Annotated in this window: 12 protein-coding genes; 2 read left to right on the top strand and 10 right to left on the bottom strand. The window is 68.5% G+C overall.

What is annotated here, in order from left to right; genetic code table 11:
- Nucleotides 1-8 precede the first annotated feature (8 nt).
- The 5 genes from J3R73_RS27505 to J3R73_RS27485 all read right to left on the bottom strand — a co-directional run bounded on the left by J3R73_RS27505 (nt 9) and on the right by J3R73_RS27485 (nt 5,960).
- Nucleotides 9-1,289: an arsenic transporter gene (locus tag J3R73_RS27505; protein ID WP_307434865.1), complete on the bottom strand. Its 1,281-nt coding sequence runs from the start codon at nt 1,287-1,289 to the stop codon at nt 9-11.
- A 145-nt stretch (nt 1,290-1,434) separates the two neighbouring features.
- A complete protein-coding gene (locus J3R73_RS27500; RefSeq protein ID WP_307434863.1) occupies nt 1,435-1,797 on the bottom strand; it encodes a response regulator in 363 nt (120 codons plus the stop codon).
- A gap of 34 nt (nt 1,798-1,831) precedes the next feature.
- Nucleotides 1,832-3,268: a DUF7125 family protein gene (locus tag J3R73_RS27495; protein WP_307434861.1), complete on the bottom strand. Its 1,437-nt coding sequence runs from the start codon at nt 3,266-3,268 to the stop codon at nt 1,832-1,834.
- 275 nt (nt 3,269-3,543) lie between these two features.
- The gene (locus J3R73_RS27490; protein WP_307434859.1) at nt 3,544-4,275 is read right to left on the bottom strand and encodes a hypothetical protein; all 732 of its coding nucleotides are present in this window, start codon (nt 4,273-4,275) and stop codon (nt 3,544-3,546) included.
- The gene (locus J3R73_RS27485) at nt 4,272-5,960 is read right to left on the bottom strand and encodes a pentapeptide repeat-containing protein (RefSeq protein WP_307434857.1); all 1,689 of its coding nucleotides are present in this window, start codon (nt 5,958-5,960) and stop codon (nt 4,272-4,274) included. Before J3R73_RS27485 ends, J3R73_RS27490 begins: the two co-directional genes overlap by 4 nt.
- A gap of 286 nt (nt 5,961-6,246) precedes the next feature.
- Here J3R73_RS27485 and J3R73_RS27480 point away from each other — a divergent pair, with 286 nt between their 5' ends.
- On the top strand, nt 6,247-7,023 hold the full coding sequence (locus J3R73_RS27480; protein WP_307434856.1) for a helix-turn-helix transcriptional regulator: 777 nt from the start codon (nt 6,247-6,249) through the stop codon (nt 7,021-7,023).
- Between the two features lie 229 nt (nt 7,024-7,252).
- Complete coding sequence (locus J3R73_RS27475) at nt 7,253-12,943, top strand: autotransporter domain-containing protein (protein WP_307434853.1); 5,691 nt, start codon at nt 7,253-7,255, stop codon at nt 12,941-12,943.
- 32 nt (nt 12,944-12,975) lie between these two features.
- Here the strand turns inward: J3R73_RS27475 and J3R73_RS27470 are convergent.
- The 5 genes from J3R73_RS27470 to J3R73_RS27450 form a co-directional block, all read right to left on the bottom strand.
- A protein-coding gene (locus J3R73_RS27470; RefSeq protein WP_370879838.1) for an IS630 family transposase occupies nt 12,976-13,931 on the bottom strand; the annotation gives its coding sequence in 2 pieces (ribosomal slippage) (nt 12,976-13,583 and nt 13,583-13,931; 957 coding nt in all).
- 115 nt (nt 13,932-14,046) lie between these two features.
- The gene (locus J3R73_RS27465) at nt 14,047-14,457 is read right to left on the bottom strand and encodes a carboxymuconolactone decarboxylase family protein (protein ID WP_307434850.1); all 411 of its coding nucleotides are present in this window, start codon (nt 14,455-14,457) and stop codon (nt 14,047-14,049) included.
- Nucleotides 14,458-14,490: 33 nt separating this feature from the next.
- Nucleotides 14,491-15,987: a sugar ABC transporter ATP-binding protein gene (locus J3R73_RS27460; RefSeq protein ID WP_307434846.1), complete on the bottom strand. Its 1,497-nt coding sequence runs from the start codon at nt 15,985-15,987 to the stop codon at nt 14,491-14,493.
- 16 nt (nt 15,988-16,003) lie between these two features.
- Complete coding sequence (locus tag J3R73_RS27455) at nt 16,004-17,062, bottom strand: SMP-30/gluconolactonase/LRE family protein (protein WP_307434845.1); 1,059 nt, start codon at nt 17,060-17,062, stop codon at nt 16,004-16,006.
- Nucleotides 17,059-19,182 (bottom strand): ABC transporter permease, encoded by a 2,124-nt coding sequence (locus J3R73_RS27450; RefSeq protein WP_307434843.1) that lies wholly within the window; start codon nt 19,180-19,182, stop codon nt 17,059-17,061. Before J3R73_RS27450 ends, J3R73_RS27455 begins: the two co-directional genes overlap by 4 nt.
- Nucleotides 19,183-19,245 lie beyond the last annotated feature (63 nt).

Raw genomic sequence — 19,245 nt, 5'->3', positions numbered from 1 at the left:
TCCCGAGCCTATCCGAGCCAGGCCAGCACGGCGAGGGCCGCCGCGAGCGCCGGCGTCATCACCACGATGCCGAGGCGCAGGAACAGCCACGCGCCGACCCTCTGCCCGTCCCGGCGCAGCGCCGCCAGCCAGAGGATGGTGGCGAGGGATCCGGTCACCGACAAATTGGGGCCGAGATCGATGCCCACCAGGATCGAGGCCGCGACATGGCCGGGCAGGGGCCCCGCCTGGATGGCGCTGCCGGCGATGAGCCCGGCGGGCAGGTTGTTGACGAGGTTGGTGCCGAACGCCGTCATCGTGCCGGCGAGCACACCGGCCTCGCGCGGAGCGTTCGCGGCAGCCTGTTGCAGCGCCGAGGCGAGCAACCCGATCACGCCCGTCTGCGCCATCGCCTCCACCAGGATGAACAGCCCGGCGACGAGCGGCAGCACGCCCCAGGAAATGCCGCGCAGGATCTCGGCCGGATTGTCCCGGTTGACGCAGACCACCAGCACCGCCGTAGCGACGCCGGCGACGAGCGTCGGCAGGCCGAGGTCGAGGTCGAGGGCCGATGCGGCGGCGAGCAGGATCGCGGTCGCGACGATGCCGGCGCCGGCCAGCCTGGCCCCGGGCGTCAGCGCGGGCCGCGGCACGTCCGCCGCGATCGCGTCGGCGGCGAGCGAACGGCGCTGGGTCAGCCACAGGGCGGCGAAGGTGACGCCGATCGCCAGGATCGAGGGAAGCGTGAACAGGCGCAACCAGTCGAGCAGCGGCGGCATGTGGCCGCCGCCGAACACGACGAGGTTGGCCGGGTTGGAGATCGGCAGCACGAAGCTGGCGGCATTGGCGATGAAGGCGCAGATCAGCAGGAAGGGCAGGGGGTCCTTGACCTTGGCCGCCCTGGTGGCGGCGAAGACGGCCGGCGTCAGCACCACGGCGGTGGCGTCGTTCGACAGGAACACGGTGACGACGATGCCGATGGCGTAGATCAGGGCGAAGAGGCGCTGGGGCGAGCCGCGGGCATGGGCGACCGCCAGCGCCGCCAGCCAGTCGAACAGCCCTTCCTTCCGGGCAAGTTCCGACAGCAGCATCATGCCCGTCAGGAACAGGTAGACGTCGAGGCCCTTGAGCACGCCCGTCCAGGCGACGTCGGCGGGAATCAGCCCGAGCGCCAGCAGCAGCGCCGCCCCGGCGAGCGCCCAGACGGCCTCCGGCCACTCGAAGGGGCGCATGATGACGCCGGCCGTCGACAGGCCCACGATGCCCCAGATCAGGTTGTCGGCTCTCGCCCAGGTCTGCAGGTCCATCATCGTCGGGGCGCGGTCCTCAACTCGGCCGCCGCAGCCGGGGCGTCCGGCTCCGTCGCGGGGCCGATCCTGGCATTGGCGGATCTTCGATCCAGTGCATAGGGGAGACGGGGCGAGCCGTCATTCGGAAGGGTGGTGCGGCGGAGCATCAACCGGCGGAAAGCAGCCCGTTGATCGCGGCCAGCATCGCCTGGAGGTCGTAGGGTTTGTCGAACACCTCGGCGAAGAGTTCGCCGTGCTCGCGGCCGGTCGAGCCTTGAGCTCCGCTGACCAGGATCACCGGAAGGCCGTCGAGCGCCGCGTCCGCCTTGACCGCCTGCGCCAGCTCCAGTCCGGTCATGAGGGGCATCATGAAGTCGGTTATCACCAGCGCGGGCCGCCGCTCGCGGATCATCTGCAGCGCGATGACGCCGTGGGCCGCCGTCACCACTTCATGACCCTCGTCCCGCAGAAAGTTCGCCAGCATGTCGGCGAGCAGGAATTCGTCGTCGGCGACCAGTATCAGTGCCATCCAGCCGCCTCCCCGGATTTCTTATCCATGACGCTCAGCCCCCGCGAGGGTGCGCTACGTGAGGCAGTTTTCCTCCGATTTCGTCCGGTACGACTGCGAGGCCCTTGTCGGTGAAGACGAGATCATGATTGCGCGAACTATGGGCGCTGTCGCGGACCTTGAGCACCGAGATCAATCTCTTCACCTCCGCACCCGTGTCGACGTGATTGAGCAAGAGGAGATTGTCGAGAACGCTCGAGATATCCGGCATGGGGGTGGCCATGCCCGCTCCCGACAAGTCCCGCAATTCCCATGTCGCAACGGTCGTAACGCCCAGGGCGCGCAATTCGTTCGTCAACGCGGCGAAAAATGTCACGAGCCGCAGCGGATGGATCGCCGCCCGCTCGAAACCGCCGAGGCCGTCGATGAAAAGGCGCTTGACGCCCCGTCGCCGCACCGCCTCCAGCAGGTGATGCGCCAGCTTGTCGAGGATGTTTTCGGTGAGCGGATGCCAGACGAGCTCGATCGCCTCGGAGGCGACCGCGTCCTTCATGTCCAGGCCGAGCGATGCCGCCTTGAGCATCAGCCGCGAGGGAGGCTCGTAGAAGCCGAAATGAAGCGCCGGCTCCTCGCCGCTCGCCTGGCTCAGGAAGTTGATGCCGAGGGAGGTCTTGCCGCTGCCGGGCGGACCCATCACGAGCGTGATGGATCCGGCGGGAAGCCCGCCTCCCATCGCCTCGTCCAGGCCGTCGACGCCGCTCGTCATCCGGAGCGCGGCCGGCGCGTCCTCGACCGACGTGCGCGCGAGCACGGCTTCGAGGCGCGGAAACGCGACGATGCCGTCCTCGCCGATCTCATATTGGTGATAGCCGCCCAATGAGCGGCTGCCGCGCGATTTGCGCACCTGCAATCGCCGAAAGGACCGCACGCCGGCGATGTCGTCGCAAAGTTCTATGACGCCGTCGACCATCGTATGTTCGGCACTGCTGTCCTTGGTGCGGGTGCTGGTGAGGAACAGCACCGTGCATCCTACGAACGCGGCCTGGCTTTGGATCTCCGCGACGAAGGTTTTGACGTCGAGGTCGGTCTCGGCCCGTTCCCTGGCGTTGAGCAGGCCGTCGAAGACCAGGAGCGTCGCCGCCTGCCGCTGGATTTCCTTGCGGAGCAGGGTGACGACGCCGTCGAGCCCCTCATCCCTCAGGGACTGGAAGACGCTGACATATTTGATGCCGTCGCCGAGCTTCTCCCGGTCGAAGAACGTCAGGGTCGACAGCGACTGGAACAAACGGTCATGCGTCTCGGCCAGCAGGGTGATGTAGAGAACGCGTCTTCCCGCTGCGATCTGGGCAAAGGCGACCTGATTGCTGAGGATCGTCTTGCCCGCCCCGGGCCGGCCCTCGATGATATAGGAGGCGCCCTCGACGAAGCCCCCGCCCAGAATGGCGTCGAGGCCGCTCACGCCGCTGGCCAGCCGCGCAAGATGCTCAACCACGACCCTTCTCCGTCGCCTGAGGTGGCGGGCCGGTCCGACTTGGCTGCCGCGCCGGCCCCCTCCGAGAACAGTGTCCGATCTGCATGAACATCATGGCTTCAATCCGTTCCTTCCCTGATGGCCGGAAGTTTGTTCGGTTCTAGACTGCAGCGCCTTTTTCGCCAAGCGCTGCTTCACCGACAGCGCTGCTTCACCGGCGCCTGTCGGACAGGGCCTCGACGACCGACTTACGCTGGGTAAAGCGGGTTGTGCGCAAACGCCGTCCTGCACCGACATCAATCCTTGCGGATGTCGTTCGCCGCGGGCGCGCGGTTCGCCGGCGGCTCGGTGTCGGGCGAGAGGGCCGGCTCGGCGATGTCGAAGCCGTGATCGCTCAGCGCCGTCAGCAATCGGCGTATATGCGCCGACCACGCCTCGTCCATGACCGGCTTCGACGCGCCGGCGGCGGCCATGGCGCGCGCGCCTATCGGCCGCCGGGCCGGCCTCGGGGGGCCCAGCCTCAGGAGACGGTCCCAGCGCCGCGCGATCAATTCGAGTTCGGTCTTGAGCGCCAGACCCTCGAATTTCCACGCCAGATAGATCGCCTCGCTGAGGGCGAGCGCGAGCGGACCGCGCCAGCTCCACGGCCCGACCGCGCCTTGCTGCTGGCTGAGAAGCGTGAATTCGCCGGCGAGGAGCAGCAGCACGGCCACCATCAGGAGCTGGGCGGCGTTGAAGGACCAGGGCCGCGGCCGCGCGCCCCGAAACCCGACATCCTCCGCCAGGCGGCGGATTTCCGGGAAGAACACGGCACGGGCGACCCGCCGCGTCGCCAGGGCTGCCGCCGCTCCCCCGGCGACGAGGATGACGGCGATGGCGACATACATCCGCGAGAACAGCGCGTCGCCGGGATGGTCGCGCGGCGCTGTCAGGGGGCTGGCGAGCGCGAAGGCGAGCGCCGCCAGCGCGCCTGCGAAATGCAGCAGCGGCACGTCGTGGAGCCACCGCCGGATGTCCCCGCCTGTCATGGCGTGGCGGGCGCCGCCGGCGGCTCGGAGCACGGCTCCGGGCGCTTGCCGCCGTCCAGTTCGGTCACGGTGCTGACGGCGACGGCAAGCGCGGCGTCGTGCGGCGGCGGGCCCGTCAGCGAATCGATGTTGCGGATGCCGGATCCGATCACCCCGGTCCAGTCATGCGCGGATGCGGTCTCGATCCTGGCACGGAAGAGGTTGGCGTTTCGGATATGGCCTCCCGGCATGTCCGCCGGCAGGGTGGCGCCGGCCAGGTCCGCGCCGGTGAAGATCGCCGATCCCACATTCTTCGCGCCGGTGAGGTCGACATTGCGCAGGTCCGCGCCGCAGAACAGCGCGCCGCGCAGGTCCGCACCCTTCAGGATAGCGTCCTTCAGGATGGCGTTGCTGAGATTCGCGCCGTCGAGATTCGCGCCGGTGAGGTCGACGCCCGTCATGTCGAGCCGGTCCTTCGCGTCGGTGCGGGCGGACGGCTTGTCCGGCTGCGGGGCCGCCGGTGTGTCCTGCTGCGCGAGCACGATGGCGCCGGCCCGCCCTTCGGCGCCGGAAAGGACCGTGCCCTGAAGCGAAGCCCCGGCGAAATGGGCGCCCGTCAGCGTCGCCCCCGACAGGTCGGCATGACGCAGCGAGGCATCGGCCAGGCTGCTCCGCGTCAGGTCCGCGCCGGACAGGTCGGCATAGTCGAAGGAAGCGCTCCTGAGATCGGTGCCGACCATGCGGATGCCCGCCATGCTCGCATGCTCGAAATTGCCGCGCCGGAGGCGCCAGCTCGACAGGTCAATGCCGCGGACCGTGCCTGCCGCTGCTTCTTTGCCCGGCGCGCGGGGCGGAAGCGTCTCCTTCCCGTCCGTCCTTAGCGGGGCCTGCACGGCTTCTTTCGGCTCCCCGGCGACGAGCCTCGCGCCGGAGAGATCGAGGGCCCGGCCATAGGCCGGCGCGACCGCCCCCGCGAGAAAGGCGATCAGCAAAACGAGACGGTCCCGCATGGTCAGGTTTTCCTTCATGAGAGGGGAAGATGGCGCGCGCTGCCGGGACGGCGTCCCGGCGAGCAGGCCGGCGGCGAGAATGACGGCGGCGATCAGCGCCACCCCTCCGGGGATGTCCATGCTCGCCGTGGCCATGATCGAGCGGGCCGGCTCCCAGGCGAGGAGGACGATCAGCCATATCGCCGCCGCCACGCCCGCCACCAGCAGGAGGCGCGCGGCCCGGCCGGCCCGATCGGCACGGCGCGGACCGCCGGACGGGGCAGGGCGCGGCAGCAGCGCCAGGGCGATGAAGGCGAGATCCACCGCCAGGGCGGCGGTCTGGACGGCCTCGATCAGGGAGCCGTCGAAGGGCGGCGCCGGCCGGGCGGCGACATAGGGCGTAAAGCGCCAGCGGATGAGCGCGAGAATGCCGAGCGGCATCCAGAGGGCCGCCAGGCGCAGGACGGGCGCGGCCGACCGCAGCAAGGCGCGCCGCCGCAGCACGGCCGCATGCAGTCCCAGGATCAGGAACGGACCGATGGAATAGCACAGGCCGAAGGGGCGCAGGAGCGGACCGGGACCGGCTTGCGGAGGCGGCAGGATCAGATCGGCGTCCGACGGCGCCAGGACGGCGGCCGTGACGGCGGCGAACAGCAGCAGGACGGCACCGAGCGTGCGATCGGCCTTCAGCTTGCTCTCGCGCCCTGCTTCATCCATGGTCGATGGCATCCCCCGTGCGACATTACTGGCGCCGGTTCGCGACGGTCAATGCCGTCCGGATATTTTGGATGCCGCCGGTCCGGCGCGACAGGAACATCATGCCGGTATCGCAGCCCTTTTGTCGCACGATGCTGTGCTGGACGCTGGACAGAATTCGGGCACAATATCGCTTTCGCTCGTCGCCATGCCGTAAAACCAAACCGGTATTCATCGTCGGCTTCGGCTTCCGCATTGCCTGCATGGTTGCGCGGCAATGCATCCACCGGGTCTGTCGGAATACCGCATGAGCACGGCCATACAGGACTTGGTCCACCCGCTGTGGGACGAGCTTTCCGATTTCGAGGCGAGCCAGCCCGTCAAGGCCGCCGCCCATCTGATGAGCCGGCTCTGCTGTCTTGCGGAGGCGGCCAACGCCACCTGGGCCGGCGCGATACGGTTCGACGCCAACAATATGAAGGACCCGCTTCAGGGCTGGCGCGTCGGCGCGGTGCAGGCCCTCCACCCGGTGGTGCCGCATCCGGATGAAGGCCACTTCAAGGAAATCCTGCGCATCTGGGACAGGAGGGAGATCGACCCGTCCTTCCTGCTGCCGCTTCGGGACGTCGGCACGTTCCGGACCTATTCCTTCCGGCGGGAACTGCCCGCCGAATGGTTCGAATCCGCCTTCTACCAGCGTCACTATGGTTCGGTCGGCACGCATGATGCCGTCTTCGTCGCCTTTCCCCTCAACGAGGGCTGCGAGTCGCATTTCGGCTTCTATTCGGGCAGGACCTTCGCCGACGAGGAAATCCTGCTGCTCGCTTATGCGCTGCGCGGCATAAAATGGTTCCATCGCCATCTCATGCTGGCGAGCGGCCTGACGGTCGCCAATGCGCCCCTGACGGCCGCCGAACGCAAGGTTCTGCAACTCCTGCTCACCAGGGCTTCTGAGAAGGAGATCGGTCGCCAGGTCGGCGTCGCCACGTCCACCGCCCACCAGCATGTTACCAGCATTTTCCGCAAGTTCGGCGTGCGCAGCCGCGCCGAGCTGATGAGCCTGTGGCTCAATCCGGGCGGATGATCCCGTCCCTGCCCGTGCTCTTCTCCTCTATCTAGAGGATAGGACAGGGCAACCCCCCCGATTATCTGTTTCCTGTTCGAATCTGCCTCTGCGGAAGGTGCGCCGGGGTCGTCGAGACGGGCTGGGGGATACAGTGTCGCAAAGCAAAGCTTCGGCGGGAGCAGTCCTGGGCGCCGCCGGCGCGGGGAACGGCGATGCTCGCCCCTCGCCGGGTTGGTGGATCGCTCTGTTGCTCTTTCTGGCGCCGCTGGCCGGCGGCTCGCCCGCTCGGGCGGATTGCCTCGATGGCGCCGATGGGCAAGTCTACTACCCCGGCGCCGGTTGCGGCGCGGGCAATGACGGCGGCGCGACGGCTTATCTCGATACGGGCGGCGCGGGGGGCGCCGGCGGGGGAAATGGCGGCTCCGGATATAATGGCGGCGGCGGCGGCGGCGGAGAAGGCAGCGGCGGCGGCGGCGGCATGGGAGGCTTTCTCGGCAGCGCTGGCGGCGTGGACGGCGGCTATGGCGGCTATCGCGGGACCGGCCCGGCGGTCAGCTGGAACGAGGGCGGCGGCGGTGGCGGCGGCGGCGGTACGGGACTGACCGTCGACGCGGAGGGCGTGATCTCGGGCGCGATCCAGGGCGGCAATGGCGGCGCCGGCGGAAACGGTGCCGACGAGACGGACCGCCTCGGCGGCGGCGGCGGCGGCGGTGGTGGTGGTATCGGCCTGCTGATCCAGACGCCGGGCAGCTACGAGCTCACCGGAAGCGCCGAGGGCGGTAACGGCGGCAAGGGCGGAGACGGCGGCAAGGGCACTTATGCAGTGTATGCCGGCGGCGGCGGCGGCGCGGGTGCTTCCGGCGTCTCGATCACCGGCGCCCAGCTCACTTTGGCGGTCGGCGCCTCGGCGCAGGGCGGCACCGGCGGCGCCGGCGGCCTCGGCAACGACCCGAGCGGTAACGGTTATGCGGGCGGGGGCGGTGCCGGCATTTCCGCCTATAATGCGACGATCATCACCGCCGGAACCATCGTCGGCGGTCTCTCCGGCGACGGCGTGCAGGGTGCCGCCCTGCTCTTTCGTGGCGGTACGAACACTCTCACCTTCCTGAACGCCACCTCCGGCCTGACCGGCGGCATCGTGCTCCAGAGCGCGGCCTCGCTCGTCCTCGACCAGGCGACCGACGTGACGCTCGCGAGCCCGATCTCGGGCAACGGCTCGGTCACCAAGGCGAAGGCGGGGACCATCGTTCTTTCCGGCGCCAGCACCTATACCGGGGCGACGGCAATCAACGCTGGCACGCTGAAAGGCGGCGCGGCCAACAGCTTCTCGGCCGCCAGCGCCTACAGCATCGCGGCGGCGGGGACCCTGGACCTCGGCGGCTACAGCCAGAGCCTCGGCCGCCTGTCGGGCGTCGCCGGTGCGCGGATCACCAACAACGGCAACGCCGCGGCCACGCTGACCGTCGCGGGAAGCGGCACCTCGACATTCGCCGGCACCATCGCAGACGGCGACCATGCGCTCGGCCTCGCCAAGACCGGAACCGGGACGCTGGTGCTCACGGGCGCCAATTCCTTCTCCGGCGGAACATCGATAACCGGCGGAAAGCTGCAATTGGGCAATGGCGGCGCGGTCGGTTGGATCACGGGCGACGTGACGACGTCGTCCGGCACCCGCCTCGTCTTCGACCGTTCGGACGAGGTCACCTTCGCGGGCGGCATCTCCGGCAGCGGCGGCCTGGAACAACTGGGCGGCGGCGTCACCACCCTGACGGGAACCAATACCTATTCGGGCGGCACCACATTGTCGGGCGGCGTGCTGTCGGCATCGAGCAACAGCCAGCTCGGGAGCACGACGGGCACGCCGGGCGGCCTGACGTTCAACGGCGGCACGCTGCGCGTGACCGGCACCGCCTTCACCAGCACCAGCCGCGCCGTCACCATACAGGCGGGCGGCGGTACCTTCGACATCGCCGATGCGGCGAACAGCCTGAGCCTCGGCGCCGCCATTTCCGGTTCGGGGCGCTTGACGAAGACCGGCGCCGGGACACTCGTGCTGACCAAGTCGAGCACCAGCTTCACCGGCGACACCTATCTTCTCGGCGGTACGCTGTCGGCCTCGAACAACAACCAGCTGGGGCAGACCAGCGGCAATCCGCCGGACCTCTATCTGAATGGCGGCATCCTGCAGGTGACGGGCACGTCCTTCACCAATCTTGGCAGCCGGGTGGTCAGCCTGATGAGCGGCGGCGGCGGGTTCGATATCGCGGCCGCCGGCAATATCTTCACGGTGAGCAGCAATCTTTCGGGCACCGGCAGCCTGGCGAAGCTCGGGGCGGGCACGCTCCTGCTGTCGGGGACGAACAGCTATTCCGGCAGCACGGCGATCTCGGCCGGCACACTGAAGGCGAGCGCGGCAAACCGCTTCTCCGCATCCAGCGCCCATGTCGTCGGCGCTTCCGGCACGCTGGATCTCGCGGGGTACAATCAGGCGATCGGCTCCCTGGCGGGCGCTGCCGGCGCTGTCGTCACCAGCAGCGGCGCATCGGGGAGCGCGCGGCTGACCGCGGGCGGCGACAACAGCTCGACGGTTTATGCCGGGGTGATCCGCAACGGCGCCAACGGGGCGCTGGCCCTAACGAAAACGGGCACGGGCACGCTGACCCTGTCGGGCGCCAGCACCTTCACCGGGGCGACCACGGTCTCCGGCGGCGCCCTTGAGATCGACGGTTCGAGCGACAGCGCGACCACGGTCAAGTCCGGCGCCAGCCTGCAGGGCGGCGGCACCATCAAGGCCGGCGTCGGCATCGAGAGCGGCGGCCACCTCGTCGGAGCGTCCGGCTCGACGCTGACGATGAACGGGCTGACGCTGGCGAGCGGCTCGAATGTCGACGTCACGCTGGGCACGCCGTCGTCGACGGCCCTGTTCGACGTCAAGGGCGACCTCACCCTCGACGGCACCCTCAATGTCAGCGACGCCGGCGGCTTCGGCGCCGGCGTCTACCGCATCATGGATTACGCCGGCACGCTCACCGACAACGGCCTCGCTATCGGCACCACGCCGGACGGGACCTCGGCCTCGGACCTCTATGTGCAGACGGCGGTCGATCACCAGGTCAATCTGGTCGACAGCAGCGGCGTCACCGTAAACTTCTGGAACGGCGGCACGACGGCACCGGACGGCACCATCCATGGCGGCACCGGCACCTGGACCACGACGGGCGCCAACTGGACGGACCAGGACGGCAATGCGCCCGGCCCGATGAAGCCGCAGCCGGGCTTTGCGGTGTTCGAGGCCGCGGCGGGCACCGTCACCGTCGACGACGACGGCGGCCTTGCCCCGGTGAGCGTCACCGGCATGCAGTTCGCGACCAGCGGCTACACCGTGACGGGCGATGCGATCACCCTGGCGCCGGCCAGCGGCGCGGCGATCATCCGCGTCGGCGACGGCACCGCGGACGGCAGGACGATGACCGCCACCATCGCCTCGGTGCTCGAGGGCACGGGCGGGCTGAAGAAGACCGATTACGGCACCCTCGTCCTCGCCGGCACCAATATCTATGCCGGCGGCACCACCATCGCGGCGGGCACGCTGTCGGTTTCGGCCGACGCCAATCTCGGCGATATCTCGGGCGGCCTCACCTTCGATGCGACCGGCGGGCCGCAGGACAGCGCGCCGACGCTGCAGACGACGGCGGACGTCACCAGCGCCCGCAGCGTGACGCTGACCACCAACGGCGCCTTCGACGCCGCGGCCGCCACCACGCTGACGCTGACCGGCACCGTCGCCGGGGCGGGCGGCCTGACCAAGGCGGGCGCCGGCACGCTGGTGCTCACCGGCGCCAACATTTATCAGGGCGGCACGCTGATCTCGGCCGGCACCCTGCAGGCCGCGGCGGCGAGCCTCGGCTCGGGCTCGATCGAGGACGATGCCGCCCTGGTGCTCGACCAGGCGAGCGACGATACCCTCGCCAATACCGTCACCGGCACCGGCACGCTCACCAAGACGGGCACGGGCATGCTCACCCTGTCGGGCAGCAATTCCTATGCGGGCGGCACCACGATCGAGGAAGGCACGCTCGCCGTCTCCGCCGACGCCAATCTCGGCGACGCCGCCAGCGGGGTGACCTTCTCCGGCGGCACGCTGGAGGCGACCTCCTCCTTCGCGACCACCCGCAGCTTCACCTTCGACCAGGCCGCGACGCTGCAGGTCGATGCCGGCGCCAGCCTCGTCGACGGCGGCAGTCTCGGCGGCACCGGCGCCTTGGCCAAGACCGGCACCGGCACGCTGGTGCTCAACGGCGACAGCAGCGCCTACACCGCCGCAACCACGGTCTCGGCCGGCAAGCTGGTGGTCGGCGACGATGCCTCCTCCGGCGCCAGCCTGGCCAGTATCGTCACGGTGCAGGACGGCGCGGCGCTCGGCGGCAAGGGCTCGATCGGCGGCCTCGTGGTCGAGAGCGGCGGCACCGTCGCCCCCGGCAATTCGATCGGCACCCTCACCGTCAACGGCAATGTCGTGTTCGACGCCGGCTCGATCTACGACGTCGAGGCAGACCCGGCCAGCGGCGACAGCGACCTCATCCATGCCACCGGCACCGCGACCCTCAATGGCGGCTCGGTGCTGCATCTCGGCCTCGGCGGCACCTACCAGGCGCTGCAGACCTACACCATCCTGGAGGCCGACAGCGGCGTCACCGGCACCTTCGCCACCATCAGTTCCAACTACGCCTTCATCGATCCGGTCCTCGGCTATACCGCCGACAGCGTGACGATGACGCTCGCCCGCAACGACGTCTCCTTCGCTTCGGTGGCTGAGACGCGCAACGAGGCGACGACGGGCGCGGCGGTCGACAGCCTGCCGCCGGGGACCAACGCGGTGTGGAACGCCGTCGCCGTGCTCGATGCCGCCGGGGCGCGGCACGCCTTCAACCAGCTTTCGGGCGAGGTGCACGCCTCGCTCGCCGGGCAGATGATCGAGGACAGCCGCTTCGTGCGCGAGGCCGCCCTCGACCGGCTGCGCGACGCCTTCTGTGCCACCGGCTTCGGCGCCAGCCCCGCCCGGCCGGATGCCGGCGGTATCACCGCCGGCGCCGGCTGCGAGGCCGATCCCGGCCGCTTCACCGCCTGGGGCCATGCCTTCGGCGCCTGGGGTCATGCCGGCACCGACGGCAATGCCGCCTCATCCTCGCGCTCGATCGGCGGCTTCGTCGCCGGCCTCGATGCGCCGATCTTCGACGACTGGCGCGCCGGCCTGCTGGCGGGCTACAGCCAGTCGAATGTCGACGTCGACGCCAGAGGCTCCTCGGCCACCAGCGACGATTATACGCTCGGCCTCTATGGCGGCAGGCAATGGGGCGCGCTCGCCCTCCGGCTCGGCGGCGCCTATACCTGGCACGACATCGACACCAGCCGCACGGTGGCCTTCGGCGGCTTCGCCGGCTATCCGCAGGCGAGCTACCATGCCAGTACGGCGCAGGCCTTCGGCGAACTCGGCTACCGGCTGACCAGCGGCGGCATCGGGCTCGAACCCTTCGCCAACCTCGCTTACGTCAACCAGCATGTCGACGGCTTCACCGAGGAAGGCAGCGCCGCCGCGCTCACCGCGTCCGGCCGCAACGAGGGGGTGACCTTCTCCACCCTCGGCTTCCACCTCGCCGGCACCTTCGAGACCGCCGGCCTGCCGGTCACCGCCAAGGCGACGCTCGGCTGGCGCCATGCCTATGGCGAGACCACGCCGACCTCGCTGTTCGCCTTCTCCGGCGGCAGCAGCCAATTCGAGGTCGCCGGCCTGCCGGTCACCCGCGATGCCGCCATCGTCGATACCGGCCTCGACGTCCACCTCACGCCGAGCACCACCTTCGGCGTCAGCTATGGCGGCCAGTTCGGGCGAAACGCCATCGACCAGAGCGCGAAGGGTACGCTTGCGGTGAGCTTCTGAGGTCCGGGTCCCGGAGGCTAGAGCGAAATTGTTCAGACTGTAGAATATCCAGCATTAGAGAAGTAATTTCTGCATTCGGACGGGGAGAAGCGCGGGAGAGTTTTGGCGATTTCGTCCCAGAGATCGTGGATGGATCGGGTTGCAGCCGCGCGCAGGAGAGCTTTGAGCTTTGCGAAGAGGTTCTCGATCGGATTGAGATCGGGGGAGTAGGCGGGCAAGTAAAGCAGTTCCGCCCCTGCGGCCTCGATGGCTTGGCGCACACCCGGGACTTTGTGGCTGCTCAGATTGTCCATGATGACGATATCGCCGTAATTGAGGGTGGGAACGAGGATCTGCGCGACATAGGCCTTGAAGCAATCGCCGTTGACTGGGCCGTCGAGCACGCAGGGAGCTGTCAATCCCCCGCTGCGCAGAGCGCCAATGAAGGTCGTGGTTTTCCAATGGCCATGCGGCACGTAGTCGATCAGGCGCTGTCCGCGCTTGCACCTGCCGTAGTGGCGCGCCATCGCGGTCGAGGCCCAGGTCTCGTCAATGAAGACCAGACGCGAGGGCCTCAGCCAGATTTGGTTGCTGTGCCATTTGCGGCGAGCGGCCGCGACATCGGGGCGTTTTTGCTCGCTGGCGTGGATCGTCTTTTTTTATATGTCAGCCCAAGCCGCTTGAGCATATGCCACATCGGGGCATGGCTGATGCTGACCCCCAATTCTTCCTCCGCCCAGGCCCGCAGATCCGCGACACGCGCATCCGGATCAGCCGCGACCTTGGCCCGCAGAACCTCTTCATGCTTGGCAAGCTTGAGCGGAACATGATTGCGCTGGGGGCGGGCACTGACCTCCCCCGTCGCGCGCCGCCGCGCGGCCGCCTTGTAGATGTAGGACACACTCACCCTGAAGATTGGTGCGATTGTGCTCGCCGACATCCCGCTATCCAGCGCCCCAAGCACACGATCTCGCAAATCCTGCGAATAGGCTTCACCACGCTTCGTCATGCTTCATCTCCGGAATAGCCCGGAAACCTATGAATCACACTAAGCCATCCAGTGGAATCCCTTCCGATTCCACTCAGACAAATTCCGCTCTAGCCCCGCGCCCCTCCGCGATCCCTCAGCTCTTGACCTCGAATGCGGCATCGACCGGCACCTGCATCGCCGTCACCAGATGGTTGGTCTTGCCGGCCAGCCCGATGACCGCGAGCAATTCGCCGTGCTGGGCGTCGGTCATCCCCTTGGCGCGGGCGGAGGCGGTATGCGAGTGGATGCAATACGTGCAGCCATTGGCGGTGGAGACCGCGATGTAGATCATCTCCCGCACGAGCGGATCGAGGGCGCCGTCGGCGACCATCACCGCCTTGAGCTCCTGCCAGGTCCGCTCGAGCAAAGCGGGATCGTTGGCGAGGGCGCGCCAGAAATTATTGACGAAATCGGATTTGCGCGTCGCCCTGATATCGTCGAACACCGCCTTGGCGGCGGGGATCGCCTCGACCTCGCTGTCCGTCAAGAGCCGTACGGTGGCCATGGTCCTGTCCTCCTGAGAAACGCGGTGCCGCGCTCAATGCACGGCTGCGTACATGATCTTTTCTTCCGTGGCTTCCCGCGGCGAGAATTCCTCGACGATGCGGCCCTGGCGGCAGACCAGGATGCGGTCCGAAAGATTCATGATCTCCGGCAGATAGGACGAGATCACCACCACAGCCAGCCCCCGGTCGGCGAGCTTGTTGATGATCTGATGGATCTCGACGATCGCCCCGACGTCGACGCCGCGCGTCGGCTCGTCGAAGATCACGATGCGTGGCTCCTGCACCAGGCCCTTGCCGATCACCACCTTCTGCTGGTTGCCGCCCGACAGTTCGACCACCCGCGCATTATCGTTGATGGCGCGGATGCTGAGGGTGTCCGTCCAGGTCTTCGCAAGCTCGTGCATTTCGCTGAAGCTCACCACCCAGGCCTTTTCCCGACCGGCGGCGAGCAGGCCGGCGAACAGGTTCTCGGCGATCGACATCGTCTCGAAGATGCCTTCGCTCTTGCGGTCCTCGGTGACGTAGACGATGCCGTCCTTCATCGCTTCCCGCGGCACGGTGTAGCGCACCGGCTTGTCGTCGAGCTCAATGATGCCGCCGCGCCGGAAGTCGCGCTTGTAGATGCCCGAAACGATCTTGAACGTCTCGGTCCGGCCGGAGCCGATCAGGCCGAACACGCCGGTGATCTGCCCCTCGAACACCGAGAAGGAATTGTTGCGCACGATGCTGCCCATCGAGACGTCCTGCACCGACAGCACCCTGCGGCCGGGCTTGCGCAGCGGGCTCTGGCTGCGGTCCTTGTACAGCGCGGTCGACAGGGTGCGGCCCACCATGGCGGCGACGATCTTCTCCCGGTCGAACAGCGCCGTCTCGCCGCTCGCCACCAATTCGCCGTCGCGCAGGATGGTGATGCGGTCGGACAAGAGGAGCGCCTCCTCCAGGGCGTGCGAGATGAAGATGACCGCGACGCCGCGCGCTTTCAGCCGGCGCACCAGCGCGAAGAAATGCCGCTTCTCCTCGGGGGTCAGCGTCGCCGTCGGCTCGTCGAAGATGATCACCTCGGCATTGTGGTGCACGGCCCTGGCGATCTCCACCATCTGGCGCTTGGCCGCGCCCAGCGTCTCCACGGTCGCGGCGGGGTCGACCGGGAAATTGAGGGACTGCAGGAATTGCTGGGCGGCGATATAGATGCCGCGAAGGCGGTTCAGGAACTTCTCCGACCCGAGATAAAGGTTCTGCGCCACCGTCATCGACGGCACCAGGCTGGTTTCCTGGAACACCATGGCGATGCCGGCCTTCAGGGCCTCGTGCGGGGAGGCGAACCGGACTTCCTTGCCATGATGGAACATCCGGCCGGCGCTGGCCTCGACCGCCCCGGAGATGATCTTGGTGAGCGTGGACTTGCCCGCCCCGTTCTCGCCGAGCAGCGCGTGGATCTCGCCCTTGCGCAGCTCGAAATCGACGCCGGTGACGGCGGGAACGCCGCGATAGGTCTTGGAAACCCCTTCCAGGCGGACGATCGGCTCCATCGCTCGGCCCTCCATCTCACGATCCTCCCGCTGCGGCATTGTCGACGGTGACGAGGCAGCCGCCGCCCCTGGAGGCGACGACCAGCCGGCCCCGGTGCTCGACGGCGCTGCAGGTGCCGTGGCGGCGGCCGTCGGCGCGGCTGTGCAGGCTCGACACCGGCATCAGGCCGGCATCGAGGCGCACGACCATGCCGTAGGAGCGGCTCGGCGACCACGGCTTGTGCACGCCCATCGTCTTGATGCCGCCGCATTGCAGCGGCTCGAGGAAATCGCGGCCGGAAGAGAACGCCGGCGCGATCCAGTAGGCCGGCGGCACGTCGCGCAGCATGTCCTGCCGATAGCGTTCCTCCCGGAGCACGAACTCGACGAGGCGGTTGCGCGGGGCGAAGAGGCAGAGCCAGACCCCGCCATCGGCGCCACGCGAGAGGCGGGCCGGATAGCCGGGCAGGTGGTCGGCGGCGGTCGCGGCCCGCACGCCGGCGCCGCCGACGCGGATGAGGCGATGGCGCCAGGCCTCGCTGGCGACGATGCCGTCTCCGTCCGCCAGCAGGCCGTTCGGAAAGGCCAGCCCGCCGGCGACCTGCCGGAAGGAGCTCTCGCCCGCCTCGCGCTTCCACAGCGAGCCCGATGCGGCTTTGCGCAGGAGGTCGGCGGCCCAGGCGCCCGGACTGCAGGCGGACGAGCCGTTCGCCAGCCACAGCGTGCCGTCGGCGCCATAGGCGAGGGCGGTGATGCAGCGGACGGCGTCGGGCAGGCCGACAGCCGCGCTGCCGATCGTCAGCATGCCCGTCTCCAGGCCGACGGCGATCTCGTCCGCCGGCGACACCGCCAGCGCCGTGACGGGGGCGGGATACGTCTCCAGCACGCGGGGCTCCCCGCCTTCGCCGATCGAGAACACGGCGTTGCCGCTGCTGGCGACGAGGCCGTCTTTCAGCACGGCGAGATTGTCGGGCTCGGGCAGTTCGGCCAGCACGGGGGCCTCGTCGAGCCGCGTGTCGGGGCGGAACGCGCCGTCCATCGGCGGCACCGTGATCGTCCTGCCGCGGAAGAGGTCGAGGAGCGGGTCGAGGATCATCGCTGCGCCCCCCAATAGGAGGCGGGGCCGGTCCAGCTCTCATCCGCGCCGGCGAGATCGAGGCGGCCGATGCGGTTGTTGAGGATGCCGCCGACGAAGAGCTGGCCCTTGTGCTCGCGCATCGAGGTGACCATCGGGTGCGAATCGCCGGTGAGATCGCCCATCGCCCCGACGATGGCGCCCTTCTCGTCGAACTTCACGATGCCGCCGGTGTTGATGTTGGGGAACAGCCATTCGTCCTGCGGCAGGCGGCGCGTCATGCGCTTGCGCATGGCGGGATGGCGCAGCGACAGGTCGAAGCTCGGCGTGCGCATGCCGAGCCACGCCATCCAGTAACGGCCGTCCGAGGCGCGGTTGATATTGTCGGGATAGCCCGGCATGTCGCGGATCACGCATTCGGCCGTGCCCGCCTTCGGGCCCTCCAGCCAGTAGCGGTGCACGCGGCAGGCCCAGCTCTCGGCGAAGAACAGCGACTTGCCGTCATGCGCCATGCATACGCCGTTGGTGTAGCGGTAGCCGTCGAGCAGGGTCCTGGTCGAGCCGTCGCGGGGGTCGAACACCAGGAGGCGGCCGGTGGCGCGGTTCTCGATCGAATCCAGCGCCCAGTCATGGGCGTCGTAGCGCTTGGTGGAATCGGTGAAATAGATGCGCCCGTCCGGCGCGATGTCGCAATCATTGGGGTCGCGCAGCCGCGCATCGTCGACGATCGAGGTCCAGGAGCGCGCGGTCTCGGCCGAGAGCTTGGTGACGCTGCGGTCGGGCGCGATCGAATACAGCCCCATGGCGCCGACGCAGCTGATGAGGTTGCCGGCCCGGTCGAAGGCGAGCCCGAGCGGGAAGCCGCCGACATGGGCGAACACCTCAGAACGCGCATAGTCGGGCGCGAAGAAGCGGATGATCTCGCCATGCCGGGTGCCGCAATAGAGATGGTCGTCGCGGTCGAGGATGATATCCTCCGGGCCTTCGAGCTCGCCGAGGCCGATGGAAGCGGCCTGCGACAGGCGGTTGTCGAGCGCGTAAGGCGTGCCCGAGCCCGGCTGCGCCGAGGCGGCCTCGCCCATCTTCAGGTAGACCGGCGCGACATAGACCTCGTTGAGGACCTTGTGGCGGTTCTTCAGCCAGCGGATGTCGACGATGACGGCGGCCGCCAGCATGATGCCGAGCACCATCTGGTTGGTGCCGGTGCCGTAGCCGAGGCGGATCAGGCCGTTGGTCATCACCAGGACGATGATCGCGCCCATCAGGCCCTTGACGATCGAGCCGCGCCCGCCGCCCAGGCTGTTGCCGCCGACGACGGCCGCGGTCAGCGCCAGGATCTCCAGGTTGAGGCCGGTGCCCGGTCCCGCCCCGCTTAGCCGGCAGGCGATGAGGAAGCCGGCGATCGACGAGCAGAAGCCCGAGAAGACATAGGTGAGGAACACGGTGCGGCGCACGCGGATGCCGGCATTGTGCGCCGAGCGCCGGGATCCGCCCACGGCCAGCACATGCCAGCCGAAGCGCGAGCGGGTCAGCGCGACATGGGCGATGACCGCGAGCACGAGGGCCGTCGCCACCGAGACGGACAGGCCGTGGAAGCTGCCGTCGCCGATATAGTCCCACAGGTCCGACGCCGCGTCGGACAGCTGGATCTGCGCCGCGAAATTGACCACGAGGATGTCGAAGACGGCCCGGCCGAGGATGAAGGTGACGAGGGTGGTCAGGAAGGCCCTGAGCCGCAGATAGCCAATCAGGTAGCCGTTGATCGCGCCGCAGGCGATGCCCGTGGCGATCGCCGCGAGGAGGGCGAGGCCGACCGGCTGGTGGAAGATGAAGAAGGCGGAAACCGCCGAGAAGGTCGAGAGCGCGAAGATCGAGCCGACCGACAGATCGATGCCGCCGCCGAGCATCACCACCGTCAGGCCGATCACCACGATCGAGAACTCGCCGAGCTGGCGCGTCGAATCCTGCAGCGAGGAGATCCGGAAGAACCCCGATATGGCGGTGCCGAACACCGCGACCGTGACGACCAGCACCAGGAAGGGGATGGCATTGTCGGTCCAGCGCTTGGTCAGGATCTCGCCGACGACATGGTCGGGAACGAGATTGTAGCGCCAGGCCTGCAGGCGTTCGCGAAAGGACATCGACCAACACTGTTGAGGGCATCGTGAGACAGGCTGGCCGGATGTTCCGGCCAGCCTGATGGC

The sequence above is a fragment of the Labrys monachus genome, from assembly GCF_030814655.1.
Taxonomy (GTDB): Bacteria; Pseudomonadota; Alphaproteobacteria; order Rhizobiales; family Labraceae; genus Labrys; species Labrys monacha.
The sequence above is the reverse complement of the archived record's forward strand: the minus strand, read 5'-3'. Positions and strand labels throughout refer to the sequence as shown.

Bases quoted from the DNA above. Each gene is read 5' to 3' on its own strand.
- J3R73_RS27480 (WP_307434856.1), top strand. From the start codon at position 6,247: ATGAGCACGGCCATACAGGACTTGGTCCACCCGCTGTGGGACGAGCTT.
- J3R73_RS27505 (WP_307434865.1), bottom strand. From the start codon at position 1,289: ATGATGGACCTGCAGACCTGGGCGAGAGCCGACAACCTGATCTGGGGC.
- J3R73_RS27485 (WP_307434857.1), bottom strand. From the start codon at position 5,960: ATGGATGAAGCAGGGCGCGAGAGCAAGCTGAAGGCCGATCGCACGCTC.
- J3R73_RS27490 (WP_307434859.1), bottom strand. From the start codon at position 4,275: ATGACAGGCGGGGACATCCGGCGGTGGCTCCACGACGTGCCGCTGCTG.
- J3R73_RS27455 (WP_307434845.1), bottom strand. From the start codon at position 17,062: ATGATCCTCGACCCGCTCCTCGACCTCTTCCGCGGCAGGACGATCACG.
- J3R73_RS27500 (WP_307434863.1), bottom strand. From the start codon at position 1,797: ATGGCACTGATACTGGTCGCCGACGACGAATTCCTGCTCGCCGACATG.
- J3R73_RS27465 (WP_307434850.1), bottom strand. From the start codon at position 14,457: ATGGCCACCGTACGGCTCTTGACGGACAGCGAGGTCGAGGCGATCCCC.
- J3R73_RS27450 (WP_307434843.1), bottom strand. From the start codon at position 19,182: ATGTCCTTTCGCGAACGCCTGCAGGCCTGGCGCTACAATCTCGTTCCC.
- J3R73_RS27460 (WP_307434846.1), bottom strand. From the start codon at position 15,987: ATGGAGCCGATCGTCCGCCTGGAAGGGGTTTCCAAGACCTATCGCGGC.